The 24,169-nt window shown below is 71.8% G+C and carries 19 protein-coding genes and 1 pseudogene; 9 read left to right on the forward strand and 11 right to left on the reverse strand.

Annotation, left to right across the window (positions count from 1 at the left end):
• Positions 1-162 precede the first annotated feature (162 nt).
• The 4 genes from AC1MLT_RS17660 (at position 163) to AC1MLT_RS17675 (ending at position 3,244) form a co-directional block, all read left to right on the forward strand.
• Complete coding sequence (locus tag AC1MLT_RS17660; RefSeq protein ID WP_481035382.1) at positions 163-891, forward strand: SDR family oxidoreductase; 729 nt, start codon at positions 163-165, stop codon at positions 889-891.
• A 103-nt stretch (positions 892-994) separates the two neighbouring features.
• A complete protein-coding gene (locus AC1MLT_RS17665; RefSeq protein ID WP_481035842.1) occupies positions 995-1,723 on the forward strand; it encodes a carbonic anhydrase in 729 nt (242 codons plus the stop codon).
• Complete coding sequence (locus AC1MLT_RS17670; protein ID WP_481035383.1) at positions 1,720-2,607, forward strand: bestrophin family protein; 888 nt, start codon at positions 1,720-1,722, stop codon at positions 2,605-2,607. Before AC1MLT_RS17665 ends, AC1MLT_RS17670 begins: the two co-directional genes overlap by 4 nt.
• Positions 2,608-2,620: 13 nt before the next feature.
• Positions 2,621-3,244 (forward strand): FMN-binding negative transcriptional regulator, encoded by a 624-nt coding sequence (locus AC1MLT_RS17675; protein WP_481035384.1) that lies wholly within the window; start codon positions 2,621-2,623, stop codon positions 3,242-3,244.
• A 107-nt stretch (positions 3,245-3,351) separates the two neighbouring features.
• Here the strand turns inward: AC1MLT_RS17675 and AC1MLT_RS17680 are convergent.
• From AC1MLT_RS17680 to AC1MLT_RS17705, 6 genes and pseudogenes are all read right to left on the reverse strand, one after another.
• Positions 3,352-3,549 (reverse strand): annotated as a pseudogene (locus AC1MLT_RS17680) (hypothetical protein); the annotation flags it as partial.
• An 85-nt stretch (positions 3,550-3,634) separates the two neighbouring features.
• On the reverse strand, positions 3,635-5,074 hold the full coding sequence (locus AC1MLT_RS17685) for a PepSY-associated TM helix domain-containing protein (RefSeq protein ID WP_481035385.1): 1,440 nt from the start codon (positions 5,072-5,074) through the stop codon (positions 3,635-3,637).
• Positions 5,071-7,011, reverse strand: a complete 1,941-nt coding sequence (locus AC1MLT_RS17690; protein ID WP_481035843.1) for a TonB-dependent receptor — start codon at positions 7,009-7,011, stop codon at positions 5,071-5,073. Before AC1MLT_RS17690 ends, AC1MLT_RS17685 begins: the two co-directional genes overlap by 4 nt.
• 204 nt (positions 7,012-7,215) lie before the next feature.
• Complete coding sequence (locus tag AC1MLT_RS17695; protein WP_481035387.1) at positions 7,216-9,354, reverse strand: TonB-dependent receptor; 2,139 nt, start codon at positions 9,352-9,354, stop codon at positions 7,216-7,218.
• 150 nt (positions 9,355-9,504) lie between these two features.
• Complete coding sequence (locus tag AC1MLT_RS17700) at positions 9,505-9,867, reverse strand: DUF2946 family protein (protein ID WP_481035389.1); 363 nt, start codon at positions 9,865-9,867, stop codon at positions 9,505-9,507.
• A gap of 52 nt (positions 9,868-9,919) precedes the next feature.
• Positions 9,920-10,672: an ABC transporter substrate-binding protein gene (locus AC1MLT_RS17705; RefSeq protein WP_481035390.1), complete on the reverse strand. Its 753-nt coding sequence runs from the start codon at positions 10,670-10,672 to the stop codon at positions 9,920-9,922.
• 243 nt (positions 10,673-10,915) lie between these two features.
• On the opposite strand from AC1MLT_RS17705, the gene AC1MLT_RS17710 reads away from it, so the two are divergent.
• A complete protein-coding gene (locus tag AC1MLT_RS17710) occupies positions 10,916-11,407 on the forward strand; it encodes a Crp/Fnr family transcriptional regulator (protein ID WP_481035391.1) in 492 nt (163 codons plus the stop codon).
• A 37-nt stretch (positions 11,408-11,444) separates the two neighbouring features.
• Here AC1MLT_RS17710 and AC1MLT_RS17715 read toward each other — a convergent pair whose 3' ends face one another.
• On the reverse strand, positions 11,445-11,894 hold the full coding sequence (locus AC1MLT_RS17715; protein ID WP_481035393.1) for a PPC domain-containing DNA-binding protein: 450 nt from the start codon (positions 11,892-11,894) through the stop codon (positions 11,445-11,447).
• A 122-nt stretch (positions 11,895-12,016) separates the two neighbouring features.
• Between AC1MLT_RS17715 and AC1MLT_RS17720 the strand changes: the two genes are divergently transcribed.
• The gene (locus AC1MLT_RS17720) at positions 12,017-12,421 is read left to right on the forward strand and encodes a response regulator (protein WP_481035394.1); all 405 of its coding nucleotides are present in this window, start codon (positions 12,017-12,019) and stop codon (positions 12,419-12,421) included.
• A gap of 74 nt (positions 12,422-12,495) precedes the next feature.
• A complete protein-coding gene (locus AC1MLT_RS17725) occupies positions 12,496-16,761 on the forward strand; it encodes a chemotaxis protein CheB (RefSeq protein ID WP_481035395.1) in 4,266 nt (1,421 codons plus the stop codon).
• A 10-nt stretch (positions 16,762-16,771) separates the two neighbouring features.
• On the opposite strand, the gene AC1MLT_RS17730 is transcribed toward AC1MLT_RS17725, so the two are convergent.
• From AC1MLT_RS17730 to rpoN, 3 genes are all read right to left on the reverse strand, one after another.
• On the reverse strand, positions 16,772-19,480 hold the full coding sequence (locus AC1MLT_RS17730; RefSeq protein ID WP_481035396.1) for a CheR family methyltransferase: 2,709 nt from the start codon (positions 19,478-19,480) through the stop codon (positions 16,772-16,774).
• A 172-nt stretch (positions 19,481-19,652) separates the two neighbouring features.
• Positions 19,653-19,952: a hypothetical protein gene (locus AC1MLT_RS17735; protein WP_481035398.1), complete on the reverse strand. Its 300-nt coding sequence runs from the start codon at positions 19,950-19,952 to the stop codon at positions 19,653-19,655.
• A gap of 26 nt (positions 19,953-19,978) precedes the next feature.
• Positions 19,979-21,394 carry an RNA polymerase factor sigma-54 gene (gene rpoN, locus AC1MLT_RS17740; RefSeq protein ID WP_481035399.1) on the reverse strand — a complete coding sequence of 472 codons (1,416 nt, stop codon included), beginning with the start codon at positions 21,392-21,394 and terminating at the stop codon, positions 19,979-19,981.
• Positions 21,395-21,577: 183 nt separating this feature from the next.
• Here rpoN and AC1MLT_RS17745 point away from each other — a divergent pair, with 183 nt between their 5' ends.
• Both AC1MLT_RS17745 and AC1MLT_RS17750 read left to right on the forward strand, forming a co-directional pair.
• On the forward strand, positions 21,578-21,877 hold the full coding sequence (locus tag AC1MLT_RS17745) for a histidine kinase dimerization/phospho-acceptor domain-containing protein (protein ID WP_481035401.1): 300 nt from the start codon (positions 21,578-21,580) through the stop codon (positions 21,875-21,877).
• A 1-nt stretch (position 21,878) separates the two neighbouring features.
• The gene (locus AC1MLT_RS17750; RefSeq protein WP_481035402.1) at positions 21,879-23,261 is read left to right on the forward strand and encodes a sigma-54-dependent transcriptional regulator; all 1,383 of its coding nucleotides are present in this window, start codon (positions 21,879-21,881) and stop codon (positions 23,259-23,261) included.
• 9 nt (positions 23,262-23,270) lie between these two features.
• Here AC1MLT_RS17750 and AC1MLT_RS17755 read toward each other — a convergent pair whose 3' ends face one another.
• On the reverse strand, positions 23,271-24,164 hold the full coding sequence (locus AC1MLT_RS17755) for a manganese catalase family protein (protein WP_481035404.1): 894 nt from the start codon (positions 24,162-24,164) through the stop codon (positions 23,271-23,273).
• Positions 24,165-24,169: the final 5 nt, after the last annotated feature.

Consider the following 24,169-nt stretch of genomic DNA (forward strand, 5'->3'; position numbering starts at 1 on the left):
TGGCCCGGGGGCGTGGGCCCGCGCGGAGTATCGGCGCCCCGCGTTTCGGTATCGGCATCGGCGCCGGACTCCGCTATCTTGCGAGCCGGGAGCCGACCCGGCGTCGGGGGCTCCGCCGGGCGCGCGCGTCGCGCGCCCCCTCAGAGATGGAGACAGGAACACATGGCCCAGGAATTCAACGACAAGGTCGCCGTCGTCACCGGCGCGGCGTCGGGCATCGGACTGGCGAGCGCCGAGATGCTGCTGGCCGGCGGCGCCCGGGTGGTGCTGGTCGATCGCAACGAGGCCGCGCTGCAGGCCCTGCGCGAGCGCCTCGGCGCGGCCGCCATGCCGCTGGTGGTCGACCTGCTCGATCCGCGCGAGTGCGCGACGCTGGTGCCGCGCGTGCTGGCGCAGACCGGTCGCATCGACATCCTGCATGCCAACGCCGGCACCTACGTGGGTGGCGATCTGGTGGATGCCGACACGCACGAGATCGACCGGATGCTGAACCTCAATGTCAATGTCGTCATGAAGAACGTGCACGACGTGCTGCCGCACATGATCGAGCGCGGGAGCGGCGACGTGATCGTCACCAGCTCGCTGGCGGCGCACTACCCGACGCCGTGGGAGCCGGTCTATGCGTCGTCGAAGTGGGCGATCCACTGCTTCGTGCAGACCGTGCGGCGCCAGGTGTTCAAGCACGGCCTGCGCGTCGGCTCGATCTCGCCCGGCCCGGTGAGCAGCGCGCTGCTGGCCGACTGGCCGGCGGACAAGCTGGCCGAGGCCAAGGCGGCGGGCAGCCTGCTGGAACCCGCCGAGGTGGCCGAGGTGGTGCGCTTCATGCTGACCCGGCCGCGCGGCATGACGATCCGCGACGTCGTCATGATGCCGACGAACTTCGATCTCTGAGGGGCCACGGCCACAGCGACGGGCAGGGCGGGCTCGACGGCCTCGCTCACAGCCGGCTTCAGGATCGACTGACAGACATGCGGACGCGGCGGCGCGGAGAATGCTGCCTCCCGCGACCCGGCATCCCGCCGTCGCACAACCACCGCGAGCATCGATGAGCCCCGCCCCCTTCAAACCCTTCTCGCGCCTGATCGATGGCGTCGAGAATTTCCGCAGCAAGCAGTTCGAGGAGAACCGCGAGCTGTTCCAGCAGCTGGCCAACCAGCAGCAGCCCAAGACGCTCTTCATCTGCTGCGCCGACAGCCGCGTGGTGCCCGAGCTCATGACCCAGACCGATCCCGGCGAGCTGTTCCTGTGCCGCAACATCGGCAACGTGGTGCCGGCCTATGGCGAGATGATGGGGGGCGTCTCGGCGGTGGTCGAGTACGCGTGCACCGCCTTGGAGGTGACCGACGTCGTGGTCTGCGGCCATTCGGACTGCGGCGCCATGAAGGCCCTGCTCAACCCGAGCGATCCGGTGCTGCAGAAGATGCCGACCGTGAAGTCCTGGCTGCGCAACGCCGAGGCCGCGCGCAGCGTCGTCGAGGCGACCCTGCCCGACCTGCAGGGCCCGGACCGCCTGGCCGCGCTGGTGGTGCAGAACGTGCGCACCCAGCTGGGCCACCTGCGCACCCATCCGGCCGTGGCAGCGCGGCTGGCGACCCAGCAGCTGACCCTGCATGGCTGGGTCTACGACATCGAATCGGGCGACGTGCGCGCGGTCGACGAGGTGACCGGGCAGCTGCGGCCGCTGCGCGGCGACGAGGACGTGCCGGGCATCGACATCGAATGATCGTCCAGCGCAGCCTGAACCTGCGGCGCGTGCTGGCCGCCGTCGGCCCGCCCTTGTTCGTCCTGCTGATCTACGACATCGGCGTCACCTATCTCTACGCGGTCGAGGGCTGGACGCGGCTCGGCCTGGACAACCTGCCACTGCCGCTGGTGGGCACGGCCGTGGCGCTGGTCGTCACCCTGCGCAACAACGCGGCCTATGCGCGCTGGTGGGAGGGACGCATGCTGTGGGGCCAGATCGTCAACGATTCGCGCAGCTTCGTGCGGGGCCTGATCGCGATGACCGGCGACACCACGCTGCAGATCCACCTGACCAAGCACCAGGTCGCCTACACCCAGGCGCTGCGCCTGCACCTGCTGCGGGCCTCGCCGTGGGACGACCTGCGCCGCCTGCTGCCGCCCGAGACCATCGAGCGCGTGCGCGATGCCGCCAACGTGCCGCTGGCATTGCAGGCCGACATCGCCGACCGGCTGGGCCAGGCGCGCCGGGCCGGCCATGTCGACCCGATCAGCCTGGCGGCGCTGAATGCCAGCCTGTCGGCGCTGGCCAGCGCGCAGGGCGGACTCGAACGCATCAAGAACACGCCATTGGCGCGCCAGTACAGCCAGTTCCCGCGCATCTTCGTGCGGGTCTTCTGCCTGCTGCTGCCGTTGGGCATGGTGTACGACCTGGGCTGGTTCACGCCGCTCGGCTCGGCGCTGGTGGGCTTCATGTTCCTGGCGCTGGACCAGGTCGGCATCGACCTGGAGGATCCGTTCGAGGGCCGGCTGCACGACGTGCCGATGCAGGCCATCACGCGCGCCATCGAGGTCGACCTGCACCAGATGGTCGGCCACCTGGCCGATCCACCGGCGGTCGAGGTCAGGGGCGGCGTCTTGAACTGACAATCGCTCCACGATGTACATCCCGCCCCACTTCCTCGAGGAACGGCCCGAAGCGCTGCACCGCGTGATCCGCGAGCATCCGCTGGGCATGCTGGTCACGCAGGCGGGGGGGCTGGATGCCGACCACCTGCCGTTCGAGTTCGATCCCGATGCCGGCCCGCACGGCGTGCTGTGGGCCCACGTGGCGCGCGCCAATCCGCTCTGGCGACGCTGCCCGACGGGCACGCCGGTGCTGGTCGTGTTCCGGGGCGTGGAAGGCTACATCTCGCCCAACTGGTATCCGAGCAAGGCCGAGACGCACCGACAGGTGCCGACCTGGAACTACGAGGTGGTGCACGCGCACGGCGTGCTGACGGTGCGCGACGACGAGCGCTTCGTGCGCGGCGTGGTGGCCCGGCTGACGCGGCGCCACGAGGCGGGCGAACCGGTGCCCTGGAAGATGGGTGACTCGGCGCCCGAGTTCATCGACGACATGCTGCGCCACATCGTCGGCATCGAGGTCGCCGTCACCTCGCTGGTCGGCAAGGCCAAGCTGAGCCAGAACCGGGAGCCGCGCGACCGCGCCGGCGCGACCGAGGTCCTGCGCGCGCGTGGCCGGGACGACCTGGCGGCCTCGATGGCGCGGGACGACACCTGAGGACGGCCGCGCGTCGCGCCGCGCCCGGTCCTCGCCGGGCCGACAGGACACATCGGCGTGTCGACCGGGCCCGGACTGACGCAGTGGGTGCGGATGCCGCTGCCGATCGCCTCCAGCGCGGTGGTGAGCGGCAGGACCGCCACGGCCGCCCTCCAGGCCGCATGGGCGCCGGTGTCGGGACGGCTCAGGTGCAGGCCGGTGTTGGAGGCGATGTTGAAGATGGTGGCGACTCTGCCCTGGCGCTCCATGGCGCCGATCTCGTGCTCCAGGCACAGCCAGGTGCCCAGCGTGTGGACCTCCAGCATCTCCTTGAAGGTGTCGACGTCGAACTCGTAGAGGACGCCGGTGCGGATCACGCCGGAGCCCGGCGCGCGCCGTGGCGCCGCCAGCTTAGTCGGCTCGCGGGCGGAGCCAGGGCCCCCGGCCGGGCGGGAACAGCCAGCGGTCGATCACCAGCATCACCAGCAGCGAGACCCCCACCAGCGGAAAGACCAGCCCGCCCACGGCCAGCAGCGCCGTGACCACCCACAGGGTGCGCCGCTCCACCGGCGGCGGCGGCACGCCCAGGGCGCCGGTCGGGCGGCGCTTCCACCACATCACCGCGCCGCTCACGCACAGCAGCACCAGCCCCAGGCAGGCCGCCACCAGCACGATCTGGTTGGGCACGCCGAATTCCTGGCCCAGGTGCACGTTGATGCCCCATTCCAGCCAGCGTCCCAGCGGGCCGTAGTCGGCATGACGCATGTCGAGCAGCGGCCGGCCGCTGTACCGGTCGAGGTGGATCACGCGCTGACGCGCCAGGTCGTCCGGGTAGACCGAGGCGGTGTAGACCCCGGTCGGTCCCCGGGGTGGCGTCAGGGTGTAGCCCGCCGCGATGCCCAGGCGCTCGACGATGGCCATGGCGGTGGCCAGATCGATCGAGGCCACGGCGGGTGCCCCGGCGGCCTCGGTCATCGCGGGAAGTCCGGTGTGCCCGGCGTGCCCGGCATGCTCGTCATGGCCGGCGTGTTCGGCGGGTGGCGCCGAGCGCGGCACGCGTGCCTGCGCCAGCGACCAGGTGGTCGGCGCGTCGTCGGCCAGGCGCGCCGTCGACATCGGCAGCTCCACCCGCACGCCGGCGGGGTAGCCGAAGTTCGATCCGTTGGCCCAGCGATTGACCTGCGCGCCCCACAGCACCGACCACGGCAGGCCCGTGAGCGCCAGGAACACCAGCGCCGCGCCGACCAGCACCCCGGTGACGGCATGCAGATCGCGCCAGAACACGCGCTGGCGCGGCCGGCCCCGCACGCTCAGCACGCCGCCCCGACGCCCGCGCGGCCACCACAGGTAGACGCCGGTGGCCACCAGCAGCACCGCCCAGCCGGCGGCCAGCTCGATGAAGCCGCGCGCCACCGGACCGAGGATCTTCAGGCTGTGCAGCCGGCGGATCGTCCAGGCCACCGAACCCTGGTCCGAGAGGTGGCCCAGCACGCGGGCGTCGCGCGGATCGACATACACCGACAGCCGTTCGCCGGCCGCCGTGGCGACGCCGACCTCGACCGAGGCATCGGCCCGCGCCGCCGGCACGTACTTGAACCAGGTCCCCGGATGCGCGGCCAGCGCGGCGGCGACGATGGCATCCGGCGCCTGCCTGGCCGCCGAGGCCGCCGGTGTCGATGGCACGGTCAGCAGGTCGCGGTGGAAGTAGCCGTCGATCCGGGTCTTGAAGACGAACAGTCCGCCGGTCAGCGCCAGCCAGATCAGCAGCGGCAGCACCAGCAGGCCGGCGTAGAAATGCCAGCGCCACACCGCGCGGTGGAAGCGGTCGGCCGGACGTGCGAGCGGGGTCATCGGAATTTCCAGCCGATGCTGGCGTAGAGAGCGCGCCCGTCGCCGGGAGAGAAGCCCGAGGAGCCGCTGTCATACCACGCATAGACCGTCCTGCGGTTGGCGAGGTTCTTGAGCTGGACCTGCAGGTCGAGGGTCGGCGACCAGCGATAGGTGGCGCCGATGTTGAGCAGCGTGGCCTGGCCGAAGCGGCCGAGCGTGTTGGTGCGCTCGACGTAGTAGGCGCCTTGCCCGTTGGCCCAGGCGGAGAGCTTCCAGGTGTCGTCCGGCCGCCAGTCCACACCCGCCGACCACAGGTAGTGCGGCACGTTCTCGATCTCCTTGCCCAGGGTCGCGGGGGCGCCGGGATCCGGCGCGGTGATGCGGGCGACCTGATGCGAGTACGCGGCCCAGGCCGTCGTCCGCGCGCTGGCTCGGGCCTGCAATTGCAGGTCGTGGCCCTTGCGCAGGGTCCGTCCGACATTGCCCAGGCCGCCCGGATCGGGCAGGCCGTCGACGCCCAGCACGCGCGCGACCTCGCCCGAGGCGCGCTGCTCCCAGTACGCCACCCGGGCATCGAGCCAGGGCAGCGGCTGGAACTTCACGCCGGCCTCCCAGCCGTCGTTGATCGACGGTCCGAGGTCGCGTGCCTGCGTGCGATAGGCATCGATGCCGGTGCCGATCTGGAAGGTGCGGCCCCAGTTGCCGTAGATGCTCGCCTGTGGCGCCAGCGCATAGGCGATGCTGATCTTCGGCTGCCGGATCGTCCCGTAGTCGTTGACCGGCGACGCGGTCCTGGCGAGGCGATCGGTGAAGTCGCCGCCGATGCGGTCGACGCGCAGCGCCGGCACGATCCTCAGCGCCTCCACCGGCCGGATCACCGCCTGCAGGTAGGCGCCCCGGGTGTCGAGGTCGAAGTCCCAGTCGCGGATGGCCGTGCCGCGCACGCGCTCCACGGTCCGATAGCGCTGGGCGATGTTGTGCTGCCGCTGGATGTCGAGGCCGCCCTCGAGCGTGAACTCGTGCGCCCAGTCGACGCGCGGGCGCCAGGTCAGCGCCGTGATCGCGCCCTGCTGGCGCTCGTCGTTGAAGCGCTCCTGCTGCGATCCGGCGGCGGTGAAGCGCACGAAGCGCCGGTTCTCGTAGCGGTTGACATAGACCTTCGACGACCACGACAGCCCGGGCGCGAGTTCGCCGTCGAGGAAGGCGGCGACCTGGTTGGTCTCGCGCTCGCCCCGGTCGGCCGCCGCGTAGGCCGGCGAGCTGCGTGGCGCGGCGATCGCCTGGGCGTAGCCGAGGTAGCCCGACTCCAGCGCTTCGTTGCGATAGTGGCGCGCGCTCAGGCCGACGCGCCAGCGGCCGTCGCCGGTGGTGTAGGCCCACTTGCCCGACAGCGCGCGCTTGGTGGCATCGGCGTGGTCGCGCCAGCCATCGGAGTCGCGCCAGGCGAGCGCGTAGTTCTGGCTCCAATTGCCGCTCTCGAAGCCCTTGACGAGCTGCGCCTCCCGGGTGCCGAAGCTGCCCAGCGTCAGGCTGGCGCGGCCCTCGTTGCCGCCGCTGCGGGTGATGACGTTGGCATTGCCGGCGATGTTGTTCAGCCCGTACCGGGGGTCGTTGGTGCCCCGCACGATCTCGATCGACTCGATCTCCAATGGGAACACGGCATCCAGGAAGGGCATGCCGCCGGCGTTGTCGTTGCCGGGGATGCCGTCGATGAGCAGCTTGACGGCGTTCACGCGGCCTTCGCCGTTGAAGCCCCGGAACGAGAAGCGGCCGGCATCGGTGCCTTGCCCGAACTGCGTGACCTGCACGCCCGGCGCGCGCGACAGCAGCTGCCAGCTGTAGTCGACATGCTGGTCCTGCAGCACGGCGGCGCCCAGGATGTCGACCGAGCTGAAGACATTGCGCGCGGCGAGCGGTCCGGTCGCCGTGGCCTCGATGCTGACCGTGCCCAGTGTCATCGTGGGGTCCTGGGTCGGCGCGGTGGCGGGCGCCTGCGCCCAGGCGCCCGGCGCCAGGATCGTGGCGAGCGCGGCGCCCAGGGCGCGTGCGACGGACGCGCGTCCCGCATGGCTCGGATGCCGGGTCTCCATGGAGGTCGATGGCGCCGGGCGGCGGCGTCGTGGAAGTGGAACTGACCGTGTACGCATGATCGATGTCTCCCCTCAGAACCGGTAGGTCGCCGACAGCGCGACATTGCGCCCCTGGCCGGGCGTGATCCAGCGACTCACGTGCAGGTGGCTGGAGACGACGTAGTGGCGGTCGAACAGGTTGCGCAGCGCCAGCTGCACGTCCACCGACTGGCCGCCTTGCAGCGCCAGGCGCCAGCTCTGGACGATGTCGAAGCGCGCGTAGCCCGGCAGGACCGTGGTGTTGGCCTCGTCGGCGAAGCGCCGGCCCTGCACGTAGAGCCCGGCGCCGGTGCGCCAGCGCTCGTTCCAGGCGTACTGGCCCCACAGGGTCAGCATCCGGCGCGCGACGTTGGGCACGCGCCGCCCGCCATAGACCGGGTTGTCGAGGTAGCGGGCATCGGTGTAGGCATAGCTCAGCGCCACGTTCAGCCGCTCGGTGACGTCGCCGCGCAGCGAGGCCTCCAGGCCGTCGGAGCGGGCGCTGCCGCTGGTGGTGAAGTCGAAGTTGTTGAGTGGCGTGCTCAGGTCGGACGCGATCATGTTCTTCTGGTCGAGCCGGTAGAGCGCGACGTCGCTGACCAGCCGGCCCTCGCGCCAGAGCGACTTCCAGCCGAGCTCGGCCTGGGCCGCGCGGCGCGAGGGCAGCGACCGGTTGGTGGACGACGACACCTGGTTGGGCGAGAGCCCGGTCGAGACATTGGCATAGACGGTGTCGTTCTCGCCGAGGCGCCGCAGCACGGCGAGCTTGGGCGACCAGCGCGATTCCTCCACCGGCAGCGTGCCGGCCGCGCCATAGAGGAAGCGCTGCCGGGTGAAACGCAGGCCGCCCACCAGCGACCAGTCGCCGAGGTCCAGCCGGTCCTGCGCCGAGGCGGCCGTGCTCTGCAGGTCCTGCGTCGTCAGCGACACCGGCAGCGCGGCGCCGGCGGCCGGCGCGGTCACGCGGCCGTACAGGGGCGCGTAGACATTGATGGGCGGGCTGGTGGACGCCGGCACGCCCAGCGCCGGCTGGTTCAGTTCCTCGCGGTAGTGATCGACGCCCAGGTGGAACTGGTGCCGCAGTCCGCCCCAGAGGCGCGCGCCGGTGAGCGCGGCGGCGACCGAGTCGATGCGCCGCGTGGTGTCGGGCTCCCAGGCCGAGACCCGGGCCCAGGTGCCCGCCGGCTGGCCGGCCAGCGGATTGCCGTTGAGCAGGTTCTTGATCGAGGTCGAGCGGGCCTCCAGGTGCGTCGCATCGAGCGCCAGCCGGGTCTCGCCGTCGAGGGCGACATCGCCATGCAGGTCGACGATGCGGTTGTCGGTGGTCGAGTCGCCGAAGGGCTCGCCGAACTGGCGCTCGCGCGGCACGTCCACCGGCCGGCCGCCCAGCGCCGGGATGCCGTAGTCGGGTCGGTAGGTCTGGTTCGTGGCCTCGATGGTGGCGCGCAGGTGGTAGCGGTCGCCGTCGCTCTTGGCGAGGCCGAAGCGCAAGCCGTCGAGCCGGTCGGGCACCTGGCGCCATTCGCTGGCCTCCGAGCGCGTGGCGGTGAGGCGGGCGGCGAGCTCGTTCTCGGCCGACAGCACGCGATTGAGGTCGATCGTGGTCTCGCGCGCCCCCTGGCTGCCGGCGCCCAGCGTGATGCTGCCGAAATCCGCCAGCCGGGGCTGGCGCGTGACGAGGTTGACGGTGCCGCCCGGCTCGCTGCGCACGCCCAGCGCGGCGCCCGGTCCGCGCAGCACCTCGACCCGCTCCAGGAAGGCCGGCACGAAGGGATAGTTCGACAGTCGCACGCCATCGCGCAGCACCCGGTTGGAGCCGGTGCCGCTGTCCGCGACGGCGCCGCGCAGGATGAAGAACTGGGTGTGCGAGCCGTTGAAGCCGGAATCGGCCTGGGCGCCGGGCACGTTGCGCAATGCGTCCTGCAGCGTGGTGCCGGCCTGGTCGCGCACCAGGGCGGCCGGCACGTCGGTGACGGAGAAGGGCGTGTCGAGCGTGGCGCCGGCGATGCCGGTGGCCAGGCTGCCGGCGCGCTGCGGCGCCGGCAGTGCCGGGGCGACCACCGTCACCGGCGCGAGCGAGCGCGGCTCCTGGGCGAGGGCCGGCCCGGCGGGCGCGAGCAGGGCGCCGAGTCCGGCGGCGAGCGCGGGCAGGGCGGTGGAGGGCGCACGAGCGCTGGGATGGAAGACTGACATGGGACTCTCCGGCGGATGCCGTCGCGGCGACCGCTGTCGACATGCGTCATGCGGGTCGGAGGACCGTGGCGTGCGATGTCGTGAAACCGGGTGCCCGCCACGCCGTTGCGCGGATCGGCCGGGCAGCGGGGGCGGGGAGGAGGGATCGGTTCAGGCGGAGAGGGTGGGCGGCCCGCGCGCCGGCAATGGCGCGCGGGTCGCGGCGGCGATGCGCGCCGAGGGGATCGGCTGCACCGCGCGGGCCAGAGGCAACGGCCGGGGCGGGTGGAACACGGCGACGGGTGGTGGTGGCGCGACGGCGGCGCACAGCGCGCAGTCCATCGCCATGCGGCCCGGTTCCGTGGTGCCATCGTCGTCGTGCACCACCACCTTGACCATGCCGGCGCTCGAGCACACCAGCTCCAGCGACTGCGGCTGCGCCAGCGGCGCCGCCACCGCGACGCCCAGCGAGAGCATGAACCACGCCAGCACCCAGCGGTGCAGGAGGGCGAGGCGGCGGAAGGTCGTCGGCATGGCGGAGCGATTATCGGCCGACTCGAGGGCCCGGCGCGGCGGTGGTGGTCTTTCAGGCCCCGGGCGTGGCGGCCGGCGCCACCGAGGCGCCCTCGATGCCATGGCGGCGCAGCGCCTCGGCGACGAAGCCGCTGGCCTTCATCTCCTCGACGAAATCGCCCAGCACCCGCGCGGCCGCTTCGCCGCGCGACTTCGGCACGCCCATCGCCTGGCGGATCACCATGAAGTGCCCGGGCAGCAGGCGCAGCCCGGGGGTGCGCGCGCTGTCGGCCTCGAGCTGCTGCTTGACGCCGGCGGCGACGTCCATCCGCTGCTCCAGGAAGGTCGCGACCACCGTCGGCGAGGTCGGCGCGCGCACGATCTCCGCCCGCTTCAGCTCGCGCGTCAGGTACAGGTCGTAGGCGCTGCCCTTGCCGACGACCACGCGCGTGCCGGCGCGGTCGACCTCGTCGTTGGCGCGCAGCGGCGAGGCCTCGCGCACGAGGTAGGCACCCTCGATGTGGACATAGGCTGCGGTGAAGGCGATCTGCGCGCCGCGCACCGGATCGATGGCGAAGAAGCCGATGTCGGCGCGCTCGTCGGCCACCGCCTCGACCGACCTGCCGGCGGCATCGAACACCACCAGTTCGAGCTCGACGCCCAGGCGCCCGGCGAAGGCGCGCGCCAGGTCGACCGACACGCCGCCGGGGGCAGCGGTGGCCGCGTCCTGGTGGGCGAGGATCGGATTGCCCAGGTTGATGGAGGCGCGCAGCACGCCCGTGGGCGTGAAGGCCTGGATGACGGAGGGGTCGAGGGCGTGGGGCATGGCGTGGACGGTGGCGTGGGTCGGGGCGGGAGGGCCGGCACGGCGGCGGCGGGCTGTCGATTGTCCGACCTGATCCGAAATCCGGTTGTCGTGATTTCCACCGATGCCGCGATGGCCATCGGCGCCGTCGACCGGCCTTAGCATGGCGACCACCCCGCACGTCGAGACCACCATGGCCACTCCCGTCCTCCCGTCCTTCGTCCCCGCTCCGGCCGGTGGCCGGCGCGCCCGGGCCTAGATGCCATGCATCCCGGGCGTGTCGCGCTGCTGCAGGGCATGCCGATCTTCGGCGCCATCGACGAGTCGACGCTCGACTTCCTGGTGGCCCGGGCGCGCGCCCACGAGGTGGCGGCCGGACGGACCTTCTTCCACGAGGGCGATGTCGCCAGCGGCATGTTCGTGCTCGAGGCCGGGCGCGTCGCGGTGGCGCGCCAGGCCGCGGGCGTCGATCTCGTGCTGTGCGAACTGGGGCCGGGCGACTGCTTCGGCGAGATGGCGCTGATGGACCTGCGGCCGCGCAGCGCGACGGTGCGCGCGCTCGCCGATTGCCGGGCCTTCGAGATCGGGCCGGACGATCTGCTCGAACTGTTCCAGCGCGACATCGCGCAGTTCACGTTGATCCAGATGAACATGGGGCGCGAGGTCTGCCGCCGCCTGCGCGCCGCCGACGACCGGCTGTTCGCGCTCGGAGCCGGGCGCCAGCCGAGCACGGCGCCGCACGCCGGCGTCTCCTGAACCTGGCGGCCGCCGGCGGGCCGGCGGCGCCGGGACCTCAGGCGATCGGTCGCGGGTCCGGCCGGATGCCGTCGTCGGGCGCGCCGGGCACTCCGGCCGCGCGCGTGGTCAGTTCGGGATAGCCCGTGGCGTCATCGCGCGCGCGCGACAGGCGCCAGCCCGGCAGTCCGACCAGCAGCAGCTCGGCCGTGGTGCGCACGATGTTGCCCGCGACCAGGTGGCCGCCGCGCACCTCGCCGGTGGCCGAGGCGACGCTCATGTGCAGGTGGGCGCCCTGGGGCGTGATGCTGCCCGAGAGGGTGAGGATCTCGTGGTCGCCGGCATAGCGCGTGGCCCTGTCGGCGCCGGCCAGGCGCAGCCGCACGTCGCCCAGGCTGCCGATGCCGCAGACCAGGAAGGCACCGGCGGGGAAATCCCGCCGGGCCAGGGTTTCGAGCGTGGCGCGCAGGTCGTCGCCGGGGAGAAGGCGCAGGGGCAGTGCGTTCATGGGAGGGAAGTGTGAGCGGGACCGCGATGGCCGGATTCTGGCCCGTGGGCACGACGCTTGCCGGCCCGGAGGGACATGCGACGCGCACCCGCGCCCGCCAACCGACCGCCAGTGGATCGACCATGAACACATCACCAGACGCCTCGTCGGCCCGGGCCGGGCTGTTCCTCGTCGAGGACAACGAAGACACGCGCAGCCTGCTGGCGCAGCTGCTGCGCGACGATGGCTACGACGTCCGTACCGCCGGCTCCATGGCGACGGCCCTGCGCGAGTTCCCGGCCGCTCCGAGCCCGGTGCTGCTGTCCGACCTCGGACTGCCCGATGGCAATGGCTGGGATCTGCTGCGGCACCTGCGCGGCGCCGGCTTCGCGCCGTACGCCATCGCCATGAGCGGCTACGGGACGCCGGCCGACGTGGCCGCCAGCTCGGCCGCCGGCTTCCGGCATCACCTGATCAAGCCGATCGACCTGGCGGTGCTGGAGCGGCTGCTGGACCAGGCCTTCCGGGAGCTGCCCCCACGCCGCTGAGCCCGGCGTCCGCCGGCATGCCACGATCGAGCGGGAGATGGACCCGGCGACGCAACGAGAGAGGGAACGAGCAGATGACGACGAGCGATTTTTCCGACGAGCCGCGTGAGCGGGCCCCGGCCGAGGGCCTGCCCCTGGTCGGGCCGGATGACGCCGAGCAGGCCGCGGCCGCCACTGGCGAGGCGGTCCTGCCCGAGCGCAAGCCACGCGCGCTGCCGGTGGTGGGACTCGGGGGCTCGGCCGGCGGCATTCCGGCGCTGCGCCGGTTCTTCGATGGCGCCGCGCCGGGTTCGGGCATGGCGTTCGTGGTGGTCCTGCACCTGGCGCCCGACCACCACAGCGTGCTGCCCGAACTGCTGCAGCACGCCACGTCCCTGAAGGTCCAGGCCGCGCGCGACGGCATCCGGCTGGAGGCCGATCACGTCTACGTGATCCCGCCGGGCAAGCACCTGACGATGATCGACGGGCATCTGCGACTGACCGACCTGCGCCCCGAGCCGGGCCGGCGCATCGCGGTCGACCTGTTCTTCCGCTCGCTGGCCGACACGCACGGCCCGCGCGCCGTCGCCATCGTGCTCAGCGGAGCCGATGGCGACGGGGCCAGTGGCCTCAAGCGGATCAAGGAACGCGGCGGCCTCGCCATCGCCCAGGACCCGGGCGAGGCCGAGAACCCGTCCATGCCGCGCGCGGCCATCGAGACCGGCCTGGTCGACTGGGTCCTGCGGGTCGGCGAGATGGATGCCCGCATCCGCGGCTACCTCGATCTCTCGACGCGGTTGCGGCTGCCCGCCGAGGAGGACGCGCGCGGGGCCGTCCCGGCGCCGGACGACGAGCGCGACCAGCGGCTGCGCGACATCCTGGACTTCATGCGCTCGCGCACCGGCCACGATTTCAACTCCTACAAGCGCGCGACGGTGGTGCGCCGCATCTCGCGGCGCATGCAGGTGTGCGGCGTGGAGGACCTGGAGGGCTACCTGGAGGCGCTGCGCACCCGGCCGGGCGAGGCGGCGGCGCTGGTGGCGGAACTGCTGATCTCCGTGACCAACTTCTTTCGCGACCGCGAGGCCTTCGATGCCCTGGAGCCGCGCCTCGCGCGGCTGCTGGCGGACAAGCGGCAGGACCAGGTGTTCCGCCTGTGGGTGGCGGCCTGCGCCACCGGCGAGGAGGCCTACTCGATGGCGATGCTGCTGCTCGAGCACGCGCGCCGCCTCGAGGCGCCGCCCCGGCTGCAGGTCTTCGCCTGCGACCTCGACGACGAAGCCATCCGCGTCGCCCGCGCCGGCACCTATCCCGAATTTATCGTCGCCGATGTCAGCGAGGAGCGGCTGCGCAACTTCTTCACCAAGGTGCCGGGCGGCTACGTGGTGCGCCGCGAGGTGCGCGAGATGGTCCTGTTCGCCACGCACGATCTGCTGCGGGACGCGCCGTTCTCGCGCATCGACCTGCTGTCGTGCCGCAACCTGCTCATCTATCTCAAGCGCGAGGCGCAGGGACGCTGCTTCGAGATCTTCAACTTCGCGCTCAACCCGACCGGCGTGCTGTTCCTGGGCGCCTCCGAGACGGTGCCCGAGGACAACACGCTGTTCGAGGCGCTCGACAAGCGCCATCGCGTCTACCGGCAGCGGCCGGTCGAGCGGCTGGGCCTGCCGGTGGCCATCGCGCGCGACGAGAACGCCATGCGGCGGGTGCTGCAGCAGCACGACCACATGAAGCATGCCGTGACCTCCTTGCCCGGCCAGGCGCTGATGGCGCGACCGCTGTCCCTCGCGATGGCGGCGCCAGCGCGCGACGCCGGCGCGCCGGGCCAGTGCTCGACGGCCGAGCTGCATGCCCGGCTGCTCGGCCGCTGGGGACCGGCATCGGCGCTGATCGACGCCGACCACGACCTGGTCCATCTGTCGGAGAACGCGAGCCGCTTCCTGCGCTTCCCCGAAGGCGGCATCACCAGCAACCTGCTGCGGCTGGTGCAGCCGGCGCTGCGCGTGGACCTGCGCGCCGCGCTGCTGGCGGCCGAGGAGCGCGGCCAGCCGATCGAGGTCCATGGCCGCGCGCTCGAGCTGGCCGGCGCGCCGGTGCTGTTGGACCTGCGGGTGGTGCCGGCCGGCGATCTGGCCCCGGGCCACTTCCTGGTCCTGTTCCACGCGCGGGAGGCGAAGCCGGCCGACGGCGCCGCGGTCGTCGCGGCGGCGCCCGACGGCGACACCCGCATCATCGTGGCGCAACTCGAGCAGGAGCTCACCCGCGCCAGCGTGCGCCTGCGCGCGACGGTCGAGCAGTACGAGGTCTCGACGGAGGAGCTCAAGGCCAGCAACGAGGAACTGCAGGCCATGAACGAGGAACTCCACAGCGCGGGCGAGGAGCTGGAGACCGGACGCGAGGAGCTGCAGAGCGTCAACGAGGAACTCACCACGCTCAACGCCGACTTCAAGAACCGGGTCGAGGAACTGGGGCAGGCCAACTCCGACCTGCACAACCTGATGAGCGCGACGCAGATCGCCACCCTGTTCCTCGACCGCGAGCTGCGCGTCATGCGCTACACGCCCACGGCCGCGCCGCTGTTCAACCTGATCGGCAGCGACGTCGGCCGGCCCATCTCGGACCTGCAGCAGCGGCTGGACTACCCCGAACTCGCCGCCGATGCCCGCGAGGTGCTCGCCAGCCTGGTGCCGGTGGACCGCGAGATGCGCGCGGAGGACCGCTGGCTGCTGGCCCGGGTGCTGCCCTACCGGACGGTCGACGACCACATCGCCGGGGTGGTGCTGAGCTTCGTCGACATCACCGACCGTCGCGCCTTCGAGGCCGCCCTGCGCGCCAGCGAGGAACAGTTCCGCCGCGCCATCGAGGACGCGCCGGTGCCGGTGATCATGCAGGCCGAGGACGGCCGGGTGCTGCAGGTCAGCCAGTCCTGGAGCGCCTCGACCGGCTTCGCGGCCACGGAGCTGCCGACCTTCGACGCCTGGCTCGACCATGCCGACGCGCCGGGGGCGGCGCGGCTGCGCGAGCGGCTGCGGGCGCTGTTCGACGGCCGCTCGGAGGTGGTGGAGGCCGAGCTCGAGATGACGACGCGCGCCGGCGCGGTGCGCCACTGGATCTTCGCGGCCTCCGCGCCCGGGCGGCTGCACGACGGCCGCCGGTTCATCGTCGGCGTGGTCTCGGACATCACCGAGCGCCGGCGGGCCCAGGAGCAGCTGGGCGAGAGCGAGGACCGGCTGCGGCTGATCGTCGAGAACGCGCGCGACTACGCCATCTTCTCGCTCGACCTGGAGCGCCGCATCACGAGCTGGAACAGCGGCGCGCAGGCGCTCCTGGGCTACACGCACGACGAGGCGATCGGCCTGGCCGTCGATGCGCTCTTCACGCCCGAGGACCGGGCCGCCGGCGTGCCGAGCGCCGAGGCCGTGACGGCGCTGGCCGAGGGCCGGGCGACCAACGAGCGCTGGCACCTGCGCAAGGACGGCAGCCGCTTCTGGGCCTCCGGCGCCCTGATGGCGATGCGCGACGGGCCGGGCACCGCCCTGGGCCTGGTCAAGATCTTCCGCGACCAGACCGACGAGCTGCACGCCCGGCGCGCCATGGAACAGGCGCGCGAGCAGCTGCGCGCGGCGCTGCGGGAGACCGAGGTCGCCCGCGACCAGGCCGAAGCCGCCGGCAAGGCCAAGGACCGCTTCCTGGCGGTGCTCTCGCACGAACTGCGCACGCCCCTGAATCCGGTGCTGCTGGGCGCCCAGCTGCTCGCGCGGACGCGGGGGCTGCCACCGTCGGCGCTGGAGACCATCGGGGTCATCGAGCGCAACGTGCGCCTGCAGGCGCACCTGATCGACGATCTGCTCGATGTCACGCGGATCATGCACGGCAAGCTGGAACTGAGCATCGAGCCGGTCGACCTGCGGCTGGCGATCGCGCGTGCGATCGAGGTCTCGCAGTCGGACATCGAAGCCCGCGAGCAACGGCTGGAGGTGGCGCTGGAGGCCACGCGCCACGACGTCGAGGGCGATGCCCGGCGGCTGCAGCAGGTGTTCTGGAACCTGCTGAAGAACGCCTCGAAGTTCACGCCCCGGCAGGGCCGCATCCACCTGCGCACGCGCGACGAGGGCGACCGCGTGGTGGTGGAGGTCAGCGATTCGGGCGTCGGCTTCGAGCCCGGCGACGCCGAGCGCATCTTCAGCGTCTTCGAACAGGGCAGCCGCGATGTCACGGCCCGCTATGGCGGCCTGGGCCTGGGGCTGGCGATCGCCCAGGCCAGCGTCAGGGCGCACGGCGGGCGCATCGGCGCGCGCAGCGCAGGCCCCGGGGCCGGCGCCACCTTCACGGTCGAGCTGCCGCTCGCGCCGCCGGCCTGAAGCCGCCGCGCTAGGCGCGTGGCGGGGTCTGCTCCGGCGCCGGCGGCCAGGCGCCGCTGCCCTGCGCCTCGCGGGCCCGGATGCGTTCCTCGGTCAGGCGCAGCTTGGTGATGTCGATGAAGGTGAGCACGATGCCCTCGATGCGGTCGCCCGCCGTGCGGTAGGGCAGGATGCGGGCCAGCAGGTGGCGCTGGTCGTCGGTCGTCACGCGGCGCTCGATCGGGCGCAGGCTCTCGAAGACGGCCTGGGCGTCGCGTTCCAGGGCGTCGTAGTGCAGGCGGTGGGTGATGTCCAGCAAGGGCCGCCCGGCATCCGAGGCGATCAGGTTGAACAGGGTGCGCGCCTGCGGTGTGAAGCGCTTGATGCGCAGGTTGCCATCGACGAACACGGTCGCGATCTCCGATGCCGTGATGAAGTTCTGCAGGTCGTCGTTGATCTGGCCGCGCTCCTCGACCTTCATGCGCAACTCCTGGTTGACCGTGGTCAGCTCCTCGTTGATCGACTGCAGCTCCTCCTTGCTGGTCTCCAGTTCCTCGGTGGCCGAGCGCAGTTCCTCGTTGATGGCCTGCAGCTCCTCGTTGGCGCCCCGGAGCTCCTCGGTCGACAGCGCCGAGCGCTCCAGCGTGTCCTGGAGGTTGATCTTGAGCTGCCGGATCTCCTGCGCCGCCCGCTGCAGCAGGTGCTGGTGCAGCGACTCGCGCGGCTCCGCGTGCGGCGCGGCGCCGGTCGCCGACGCGGCCGCGTCGCCTTCCTCGAAGCACACCAGCATCAGGGCCGGCGTCGTGCCGCTCGCCGGCAGGGGATGGATCACCAGGCGCAGCGGGGCCGCGGCGCCGTCGGCCGCCGCGCGCGGCAGCCGCGCCTCGACGCGCTGGCGCGACTGTTCGGCCTGGAACAGCGCCGTGCCCAGTTCCAGGCGGAGTTCGGGATCGACGTTGTGCAGCAAATTGTTCGATGGCACCCCACCGGCGTGCTTCATGTAGCGCCCGGCGGTGGGCGAGAGATGCAGGATCTCGTGGCCGCCGTCGATGAGCACGCTCGCCGGCGCCACGGTCTGCAGCGCCCGCAGATGCATCTGCGCGGCGGGACCCTGCCAGGCCTCGCGCCGTGCCGGCTGGTCGCCGGCGCGTTCGGGATCGTCGGCCACCAGCGCCGCCGGCGGCAGCACCAGGGGCTGCGGGGCGATCAGCGCGGGCCGCGCCCGGAAGGTGGCGCGACCCCGCGCGCGGTAGATGCGGTTCTTCTTGTCCACCGTGTCGAACAGCGCGCCCGCGACATCGACCGATTCCGAGACACCCAGGAACAGGTAGCCGCCCGGCTTCATCGCGTAGTGGAACATCTCCAGCACGGCGACCTGCGCGCTCGGCTCCAGGTAGATCAGCAGGTTGCGGCAGCAGATCAGGTCGAGCCGCGAGAACGGCGGGTCGTGCAGCAGGTTGTGGTTGGCGAACAGGATCTGCTCGCGCAACGCGGCCTGGATGCGGTACTGGTCCTGCTCCTGCGTGAAATAGCGCCGCAGACGCAACGGCGGCACGTCGGCCGCGATGCCGCTCGGGTAGACGCCGCGGCGCGCCACGGTGAGCGCGCGGTCGTCGATGTCGGTGGCGAAGACCTGCATGTCGAGGCGCCGGCCCTGCGCCTCGGCGCCATCGCGCAGCAGCATCGCCAGCGAGTAGGTCTCCTCGCCGGTGGCGCAGCCCGCGTCCCAGACCCGGAACGGCTCGTCGGCGGGCAGCCGGCGCAGCAGTTCGGGCACGGCCTCGCGCGCCAGCAGTTCGAAGGCGTCGGCGTCGCGGAAGAAGCTGGTCACGCTGATCAGCATGTCCTGCAGCAGCGGCGCCGCCTCCTGCGGATGCTCGCGCAGGAATTCGCGGTAGCTCTCCAGGTCGGGCAGCTGGTTGACCTGCAGCCGGCGCTCGATGCGGCGCAGCACCGTGCCGCGCTTGTAGCGCCGGAAGTCGTGCCGCGTGTAGACGCGCAGCAGGGCCACGATGTCCTGCAGGGTGCTTTCCTGGTAGGGCGCCGGCGTCGCGTGGTCGCGCGGCGGCAGCGGTGGCACCGGCGCATCGTCGGCCGCCGGCAGCCGGATGCGCTGGGCGTTCTCCCGCAGCTCGACCAGGCGCCGGCCCATCTCGGCGACCGGCAGCACGATGTCGACCATGCCGGTGGCGATGGCCGCGCGCGGCATGTCGCCATGCTCGGCCTCGGCCGGTGGCTGCGCCAGCGTGACGCCGCCCTGGGCCTTGATCCGCGCGATGCCGACGGCGCCGTCGCTGCCGGTGCCCGACAGCACGACGCAGACGGCCTTCTCCTGGTGCACCTGGGCCAGGGTGCGGAAGAAGACGTCGATGGCGACGGCGCGGCCGATGCTGCGCTCGCAGGGCATCACCTGCAGGTGGCCATCGTTCATCAGCAGGTCCGAGCCGGGCGCGATCACATAGACGTGGTCGATCTCGATCGGCACCGAACTGGTCACCTGCGTCACCGGCATCGGCGTGACCTGCTGCAGCAGGTGCGCGGCGTTGCTCTCGTGATGGGGCGACAGGTGCAGGATGACGACGAACGCCATGCGCGGCGCCGGCGGCATGTGCTCGAAGAACTTCAGCAGCGCCGGCAGGCCACCGGCGGAGCCCCCGAGGCCCACCACCGGGAACCGCAGCGGGCTGGGCTGCAGCTCGGCGAGTCGGTCCTCGTCGATGGGGGGAGGCGAGACGGTCATGGAAACGGCGGTACCCCCTGGACGGGAGGGTTCGAAAGCGGACATGGCGCCATCTTGCACGCTTTGACCGAACGGAAGCTGGGCCGACCGCTTCGACGGGTCATTCCGCTCGACATTCCGAAATCGACCCGGACCGCGCGCCGGGCGCGGGACGTCGCGATCCGGCAGCGCTTCAAGCGCCGGCGGCGCCGGAGGCCGCCGTCGTGGTGCCGGCGGCGTCGAAGTCGCAGGGCTCCAGTAGCACCGGGATCGCCGGGTCGCGCCAGTAGCGCGTCAGCGCCTTGATCTGGATCTTGGCGAAGTGGACCCGGTAGGTATAGATCAGGCTGTCGCCGTCGCCACGGGCGCCGAAGACGTCGCGCAGCGTGCCCACGGAGATCTCCGCCAGCACGCGCGGCCCTTCGAAACCCTGCGGGTAGATGGCGAAGCGCACGGTGGCGCGGGTGGAGAAGTAGACGGCTTCGGACGGCATGTAGGGGGGGCGCGGCGCGAGTGGGTTCAGAAGGAACGGCGGCGTTCGACCGCTTCGATGTTGAGGCGCTGGCGGTACTTGGTGACCGTGCGGCGGGCGATCAGGAAGCCCTGGCGGGCCAGTTCGCGTGCCAGCTCGGCATCGCTGAAGCGCGCGTCCGGACGCTCGGCCTCGATGAGTTCGCCGATCAGCGCCTGCAGCGCCGCCGGCGCGCTGGTGCCGCCGCTGCGGTGGGCCATGCCGCGCGAGAAGAAGTGGTGCAGCTCGAAGACGCCGTGCGGCGTGGAGAGGTACTTGTGGCGCACCGCGCGCGAGACGGTCGAGGGATGGACGCCGACGACATCGGCGATCTCGCGCAGGCCCAGCGGCTTCATGGCCAGGTGCCCATGGTCGAGGAACAGCTTCTGGCGCGCGACGATCGCCGTCGCGATGGCGAGGATCGTCGAGACGCGCTGGTCCACGTTCTGCACCGTCCAGCGGGCCTGCTCCAGGCAGTCCTTCATGGCGCCGTCGCCCTGGGCGCGACAGCGCTCGAACAGCGCGGCATAGGACTGGTGGAGACGCACGCGGGGCAGGGCCCGGTCGTTCAGCACGGTCTTCCAGACGCCGCCGATCTTGCGCACGATGACATCGGGGACGATCGCCTGCGTGGGCGTCTCGTGGTAGCGCGCGCCGGGCCGGGGGTCGAGCCGCAGGATGCAGTCGACGGCCGCATGCGCGGCATCGGTCGAGACCTCGAGCTGGGCGGCCAGGCGCGACAGCCGGCGCGTCGCCAGCAGGTCGAGCTGTTCCCGCACGATGCGCAGCGCCAGGGCGCGCAGGTCCGGATCGGCGACGTCGCGCAACTGCAGCGCCAGGCATTCGGCGACATCGCGCGCGGCCACGCCGACCGGGTCGAGCCCCTGCACGCGGCGCAACGCCAGATCGAGCTCGGCTGGCGATCCGGCATCGCCATCGGCCAGGCCGTCGGCCAGCTCGTCCAGCGAGACGCGCAGGTAGCCATCGTCGTCCAGCGCCTCGATCACCAGCTCGGCCAGCACGCGCTCGCGCCGGCCCAGCCGCAGCGTGCACAGCTGGCCGCGCAGGTGGGCCGCCAGGCTCATGCGCACCGGCGCCTGCTGCAGCAGGTCCTGGCTGGCGTCGTGCGACAGGTGGCGGCTCGCCACCGGGTCGAGGCCGGGCAGGCGGTCGAAGCGATGCGCGGCCTCGAAGTCGACATCGATCCCACTGTCGGCCGACGCCGGCGCCGGTGCCGCCGCCTCGTCCGCGCCGGCCGGGCCATCGCTCATCTCGACGTCGAGGAACGGGTTGTCCAGCGCGGCATCGCGCAATGCCTGCGCATAGTCCAGCGTGGACATCTGCAGCAGGCGGACGGCATGCTGGAGGCGAGGCGAGAAACTGACGGTGGCCGCGAGACGGGGTTGCAATCTGGCAGTGTTCATGGAGGGCTCCCGCGCGATGCGCGTGGTCCCCTATCGCAACGACCATGCCTCAATAAAAATAAGTAAAAAGTACTATTACGGAGTTATTTAGTATTTTGTAGTTCTTTAGGTTGCAATATTTGCGGCAAAACTTGCCGCCGACTTGCCCGAGACAGAAGTCGAGGCTTGTCGCAAACTCGCCCCATGTCGATCCTTCCTCCCCCGCCGGATGTCGCCAGCGCGATCGCGCCACCCACGCCGAGCCCCGGCGATGCGTCCTCCCTCGCCTTCCTCAAGCAGTTCGAGCACGACCTGCGCACCCCGCTGGGCACCATGGCCGCGGCGGTCGAACTGCTGCGCGACGAGCCGCCGCATTCCGAGACGCATGCCGAATCCATCGCCGTGCTGGAGCGGCAGATCGCCCGCATCCATGTCCTGACGCAGGCGCTGCGCGAGTTCTCGCAGGGCCTGGAGCGGTCGCGCGTCGACCGCCGGGACGCCTAGGATGGGCCACATCCTGGTCGTCGAGGACGACGAGGACTCCGCGCGGGTCCTCAGCGCGCTGATCAGCCGCGAGAACCACAGCGTCGCCAGCGCCCCCTCGCTGCACGCGGCGCGCCGCCTGCTGGCCTTGCAGTCGCCCGACCTGCTGCTGCTGGACCTGCACCTGCCCGACGGCAACGGCTTCGAACTGCTGGGCGACGACAGCGGCCTGCTCAACGACACCGAGATCATCCTGATGACCGGCCAGGCCAGCATCGAGACCTCGGTGCAGGCGCTGCGCATGGGCGCGGCCGACTACCTGGTCAAGCCGGTCAATCCGGCGCACCTGCGCGGGCTGCTCTCGCGCCTGATCCGGCCATCGCGGCTGCGCGCCGAGCTGGCGCAGATCACGGAGCAATGGCGCGAGACCGGGCGCTTCGGCGAGCTGATCGGCGCCTCGGAGGTGATGCAGCGCGTCTACCGCCAGATCTCCCGCGTGGCCGGCACCGCCGTCACGGTCTTCATCCATGGCGAGAGCGGCACCGGCAAGGAGCTGGTGGCGCGCGCCGTGCACGACATGAGCCGGCGGCGCGACATGCCGTTCCTGGCGGTCAACTGCGGCGCGCTCTCGCCACACCTCATCGAGAGCGAGATCTTCGGCCACGAGAAGGGCAGCTTCACCGGCGCCGAGCGCCAGCACCAGGGCTTCTTCGAGCGCACGCATGGCGGCACGCTGTTCCTCGACGAGGTCACGGAGATGCCGCTGGAGCTGCAGGTCAAGTTGCTGCGGGTGCTGGAGACCGGCACCTTCATGCGCGTCGGCTCGACCCAGCTGCAGCAGACCGATGTCCGCATCATCGCGGCCACCAACCGCGATGCGGTCGAGGCGGTCGCGCGCGGCCGCCTGCGGGAGGACCTGCTCTATCGCCTGAACGTGTTCCCGATCGCGTTGCCGCCACTGCGCGAGCGCGGCGACGACGTGCAGCTCATCGCGCGCAGCCTGCTGGCGGACATGAGCGCGCAGGAGCGCGTGCGCAAGCACTTCACCGAGGGCGCGCTGGCGCGCATGCGCGCCTATGGCTGGCCGGGCAACGTGCGGGAGCTGCGCAACGTGGTGCAGCGGGTCTGGGTGATGACCAGCGGCGACGCCATCGACGAGGAATGGCTGCCGCAGCCGCTGGTCGCGCCGCCACCGGTCGCGTCGCCCGCGCCGCCGCAGGACGCGGCCGCGCCGGTGGCCGAGGGCATGCTGCACATCGCGCTGGGAACGCGGCTGTCGGAGATCGAGCGCCAGGTGATCCTGGCGACCTATGCCCATTGCGACCACCACAAGGAGCGCACCGCCGCCACCCTGGGCATCAGCATGAAGACGCTCTACAACCGCCTCAAGGAATACGGCGACTGAGGCGGCGCCTCAGGTCTCGCTGCGCGGCCGATCCAGGCCCATGCCCAGCTCGGCGCCGGTCAGCGGGCGGGCGTCGGGGTCGGAGGCGGTGCGGGCCATCATCGCGCGCACGGTCGCGGCCTCCTCGTCCGGCATCTCCACCGTCGCCACGCCGGAGCCGCCATCGACCGGTCCGGAGTCCTGCGTCACCACCACGTGGTTCCACTGCGCGCCCTCGTTCCACGGCCCGCGGTTCTCCGGTCCCCCGCTCGACGTCCGCAGGTAGGTGTCGGCATAGCGCGGATCGCCCGGCAGCTTGCCCGGCGGGAAGTTCGGCTGGATCGAGTAGAGCGCCTTCTCGAAAGACTGCTGGTGCGCCACCTCGCGCGTCATGAGGAAGGTCAGCGCGTCCTTCAGGCCGGGGTCGTCGGTGAGGTTGATGAGGCGCTCGTAGACGATCTTGGCGCGCGCCTCGGCGGCGATGTTGGAGCGCAGGTCGGCCGTCGGCTCGCCGATGGTGTCGATGTAGGCGGCGGTCCAGGGCACGCCGGCCGAGTTGACCAGCGCCGGGCCGCCGCCATAGAGCACCTGCGTCAGGTGGCTGTCGTTGCCCGCGCCGGTGATGGTGCGGTAGAGCTCGCCCTCGCGCTCCACGCCCTCGGCCAGCCGGCCCTTGGCGCCCTTGTTGAGCATGCCGATGATGGTGCCGATGATCTCCAGGTGGCTGAGCTCCTCGGTCGCGATGTCGAACAGCATGTCCTTGCGGCCCGGGTCGTCGTCGCCCAGGGCCTGCGTGAAATAGCGGCAGGCCGCCGCCAGCTCGCCCTGCGGGCCGCCGAACTGCTCCAGCATCAGGTTGGCCAGGCCGGGATTGGTCTGGCTGATCCGCACCGTGTATTGCAGTCGCTTGTTGTGTGAAAACATGGAAG

This window comes from Variovorax sp. PEI5, assembly GCF_056679935.1.

Bases quoted from the DNA above. Each gene is read 5' to 3' on its own strand.
- AC1MLT_RS17745 (WP_481035401.1), top strand. From the start codon at position 21,578: ATGTCGATCCTTCCTCCCCCGCCGGATGTCGCCAGCGCGATCGCGCCA.
- AC1MLT_RS17720 (WP_481035394.1), top strand. From the start codon at position 12,017: ATGAACACATCACCAGACGCCTCGTCGGCCCGGGCCGGGCTGTTCCTC.
- AC1MLT_RS17660 (WP_481035382.1), top strand. From the start codon at position 163: ATGGCCCAGGAATTCAACGACAAGGTCGCCGTCGTCACCGGCGCGGCG.
- AC1MLT_RS17750 (WP_481035402.1), top strand. From the start codon at position 21,879: ATGGGCCACATCCTGGTCGTCGAGGACGACGAGGACTCCGCGCGGGTC.
- AC1MLT_RS17730 (WP_481035396.1), bottom strand. From the start codon at position 19,480: ATGACCGTCTCGCCTCCCCCCATCGACGAGGACCGACTCGCCGAGCTG.
- AC1MLT_RS17700 (WP_481035389.1), bottom strand. From the start codon at position 9,867: ATGCCGACGACCTTCCGCCGCCTCGCCCTCCTGCACCGCTGGGTGCTG.
- AC1MLT_RS17755 (WP_481035404.1), bottom strand. From the start codon at position 24,164: ATGTTTTCACACAACAAGCGACTGCAATACACGGTGCGGATCAGCCAG.
- AC1MLT_RS17690 (WP_481035843.1), bottom strand. From the start codon at position 7,011: ATGACACTGGGCACGGTCAGCATCGAGGCCACGGCGACCGGACCGCTC.
- AC1MLT_RS17725 (WP_481035395.1), top strand. From the start codon at position 12,496: ATGACGACGAGCGATTTTTCCGACGAGCCGCGTGAGCGGGCCCCGGCC.
- AC1MLT_RS17685 (WP_481035385.1), bottom strand. From the start codon at position 5,074: ATGACCCCGCTCGCACGTCCGGCCGACCGCTTCCACCGCGCGGTGTGG.
- AC1MLT_RS17735 (WP_481035398.1), bottom strand. From the start codon at position 19,952: ATGCCGTCCGAAGCCGTCTACTTCTCCACCCGCGCCACCGTGCGCTTC.
- rpoN (WP_481035399.1), bottom strand. From the start codon at position 21,394: ATGAACACTGCCAGATTGCAACCCCGTCTCGCGGCCACCGTCAGTTTC.
- AC1MLT_RS17670 (WP_481035383.1), top strand. From the start codon at position 1,720: ATGATCGTCCAGCGCAGCCTGAACCTGCGGCGCGTGCTGGCCGCCGTC.
- AC1MLT_RS17710 (WP_481035391.1), top strand. From the start codon at position 10,916: ATGCATCCCGGGCGTGTCGCGCTGCTGCAGGGCATGCCGATCTTCGGC.
- AC1MLT_RS17675 (WP_481035384.1), top strand. From the start codon at position 2,621: ATGTACATCCCGCCCCACTTCCTCGAGGAACGGCCCGAAGCGCTGCAC.
- AC1MLT_RS17705 (WP_481035390.1), bottom strand. From the start codon at position 10,672: ATGCCCCACGCCCTCGACCCCTCCGTCATCCAGGCCTTCACGCCCACG.
- AC1MLT_RS17715 (WP_481035393.1), bottom strand. From the start codon at position 11,894: ATGAACGCACTGCCCCTGCGCCTTCTCCCCGGCGACGACCTGCGCGCC.
- AC1MLT_RS17695 (WP_481035387.1), bottom strand. From the start codon at position 9,354: ATGTCAGTCTTCCATCCCAGCGCTCGTGCGCCCTCCACCGCCCTGCCC.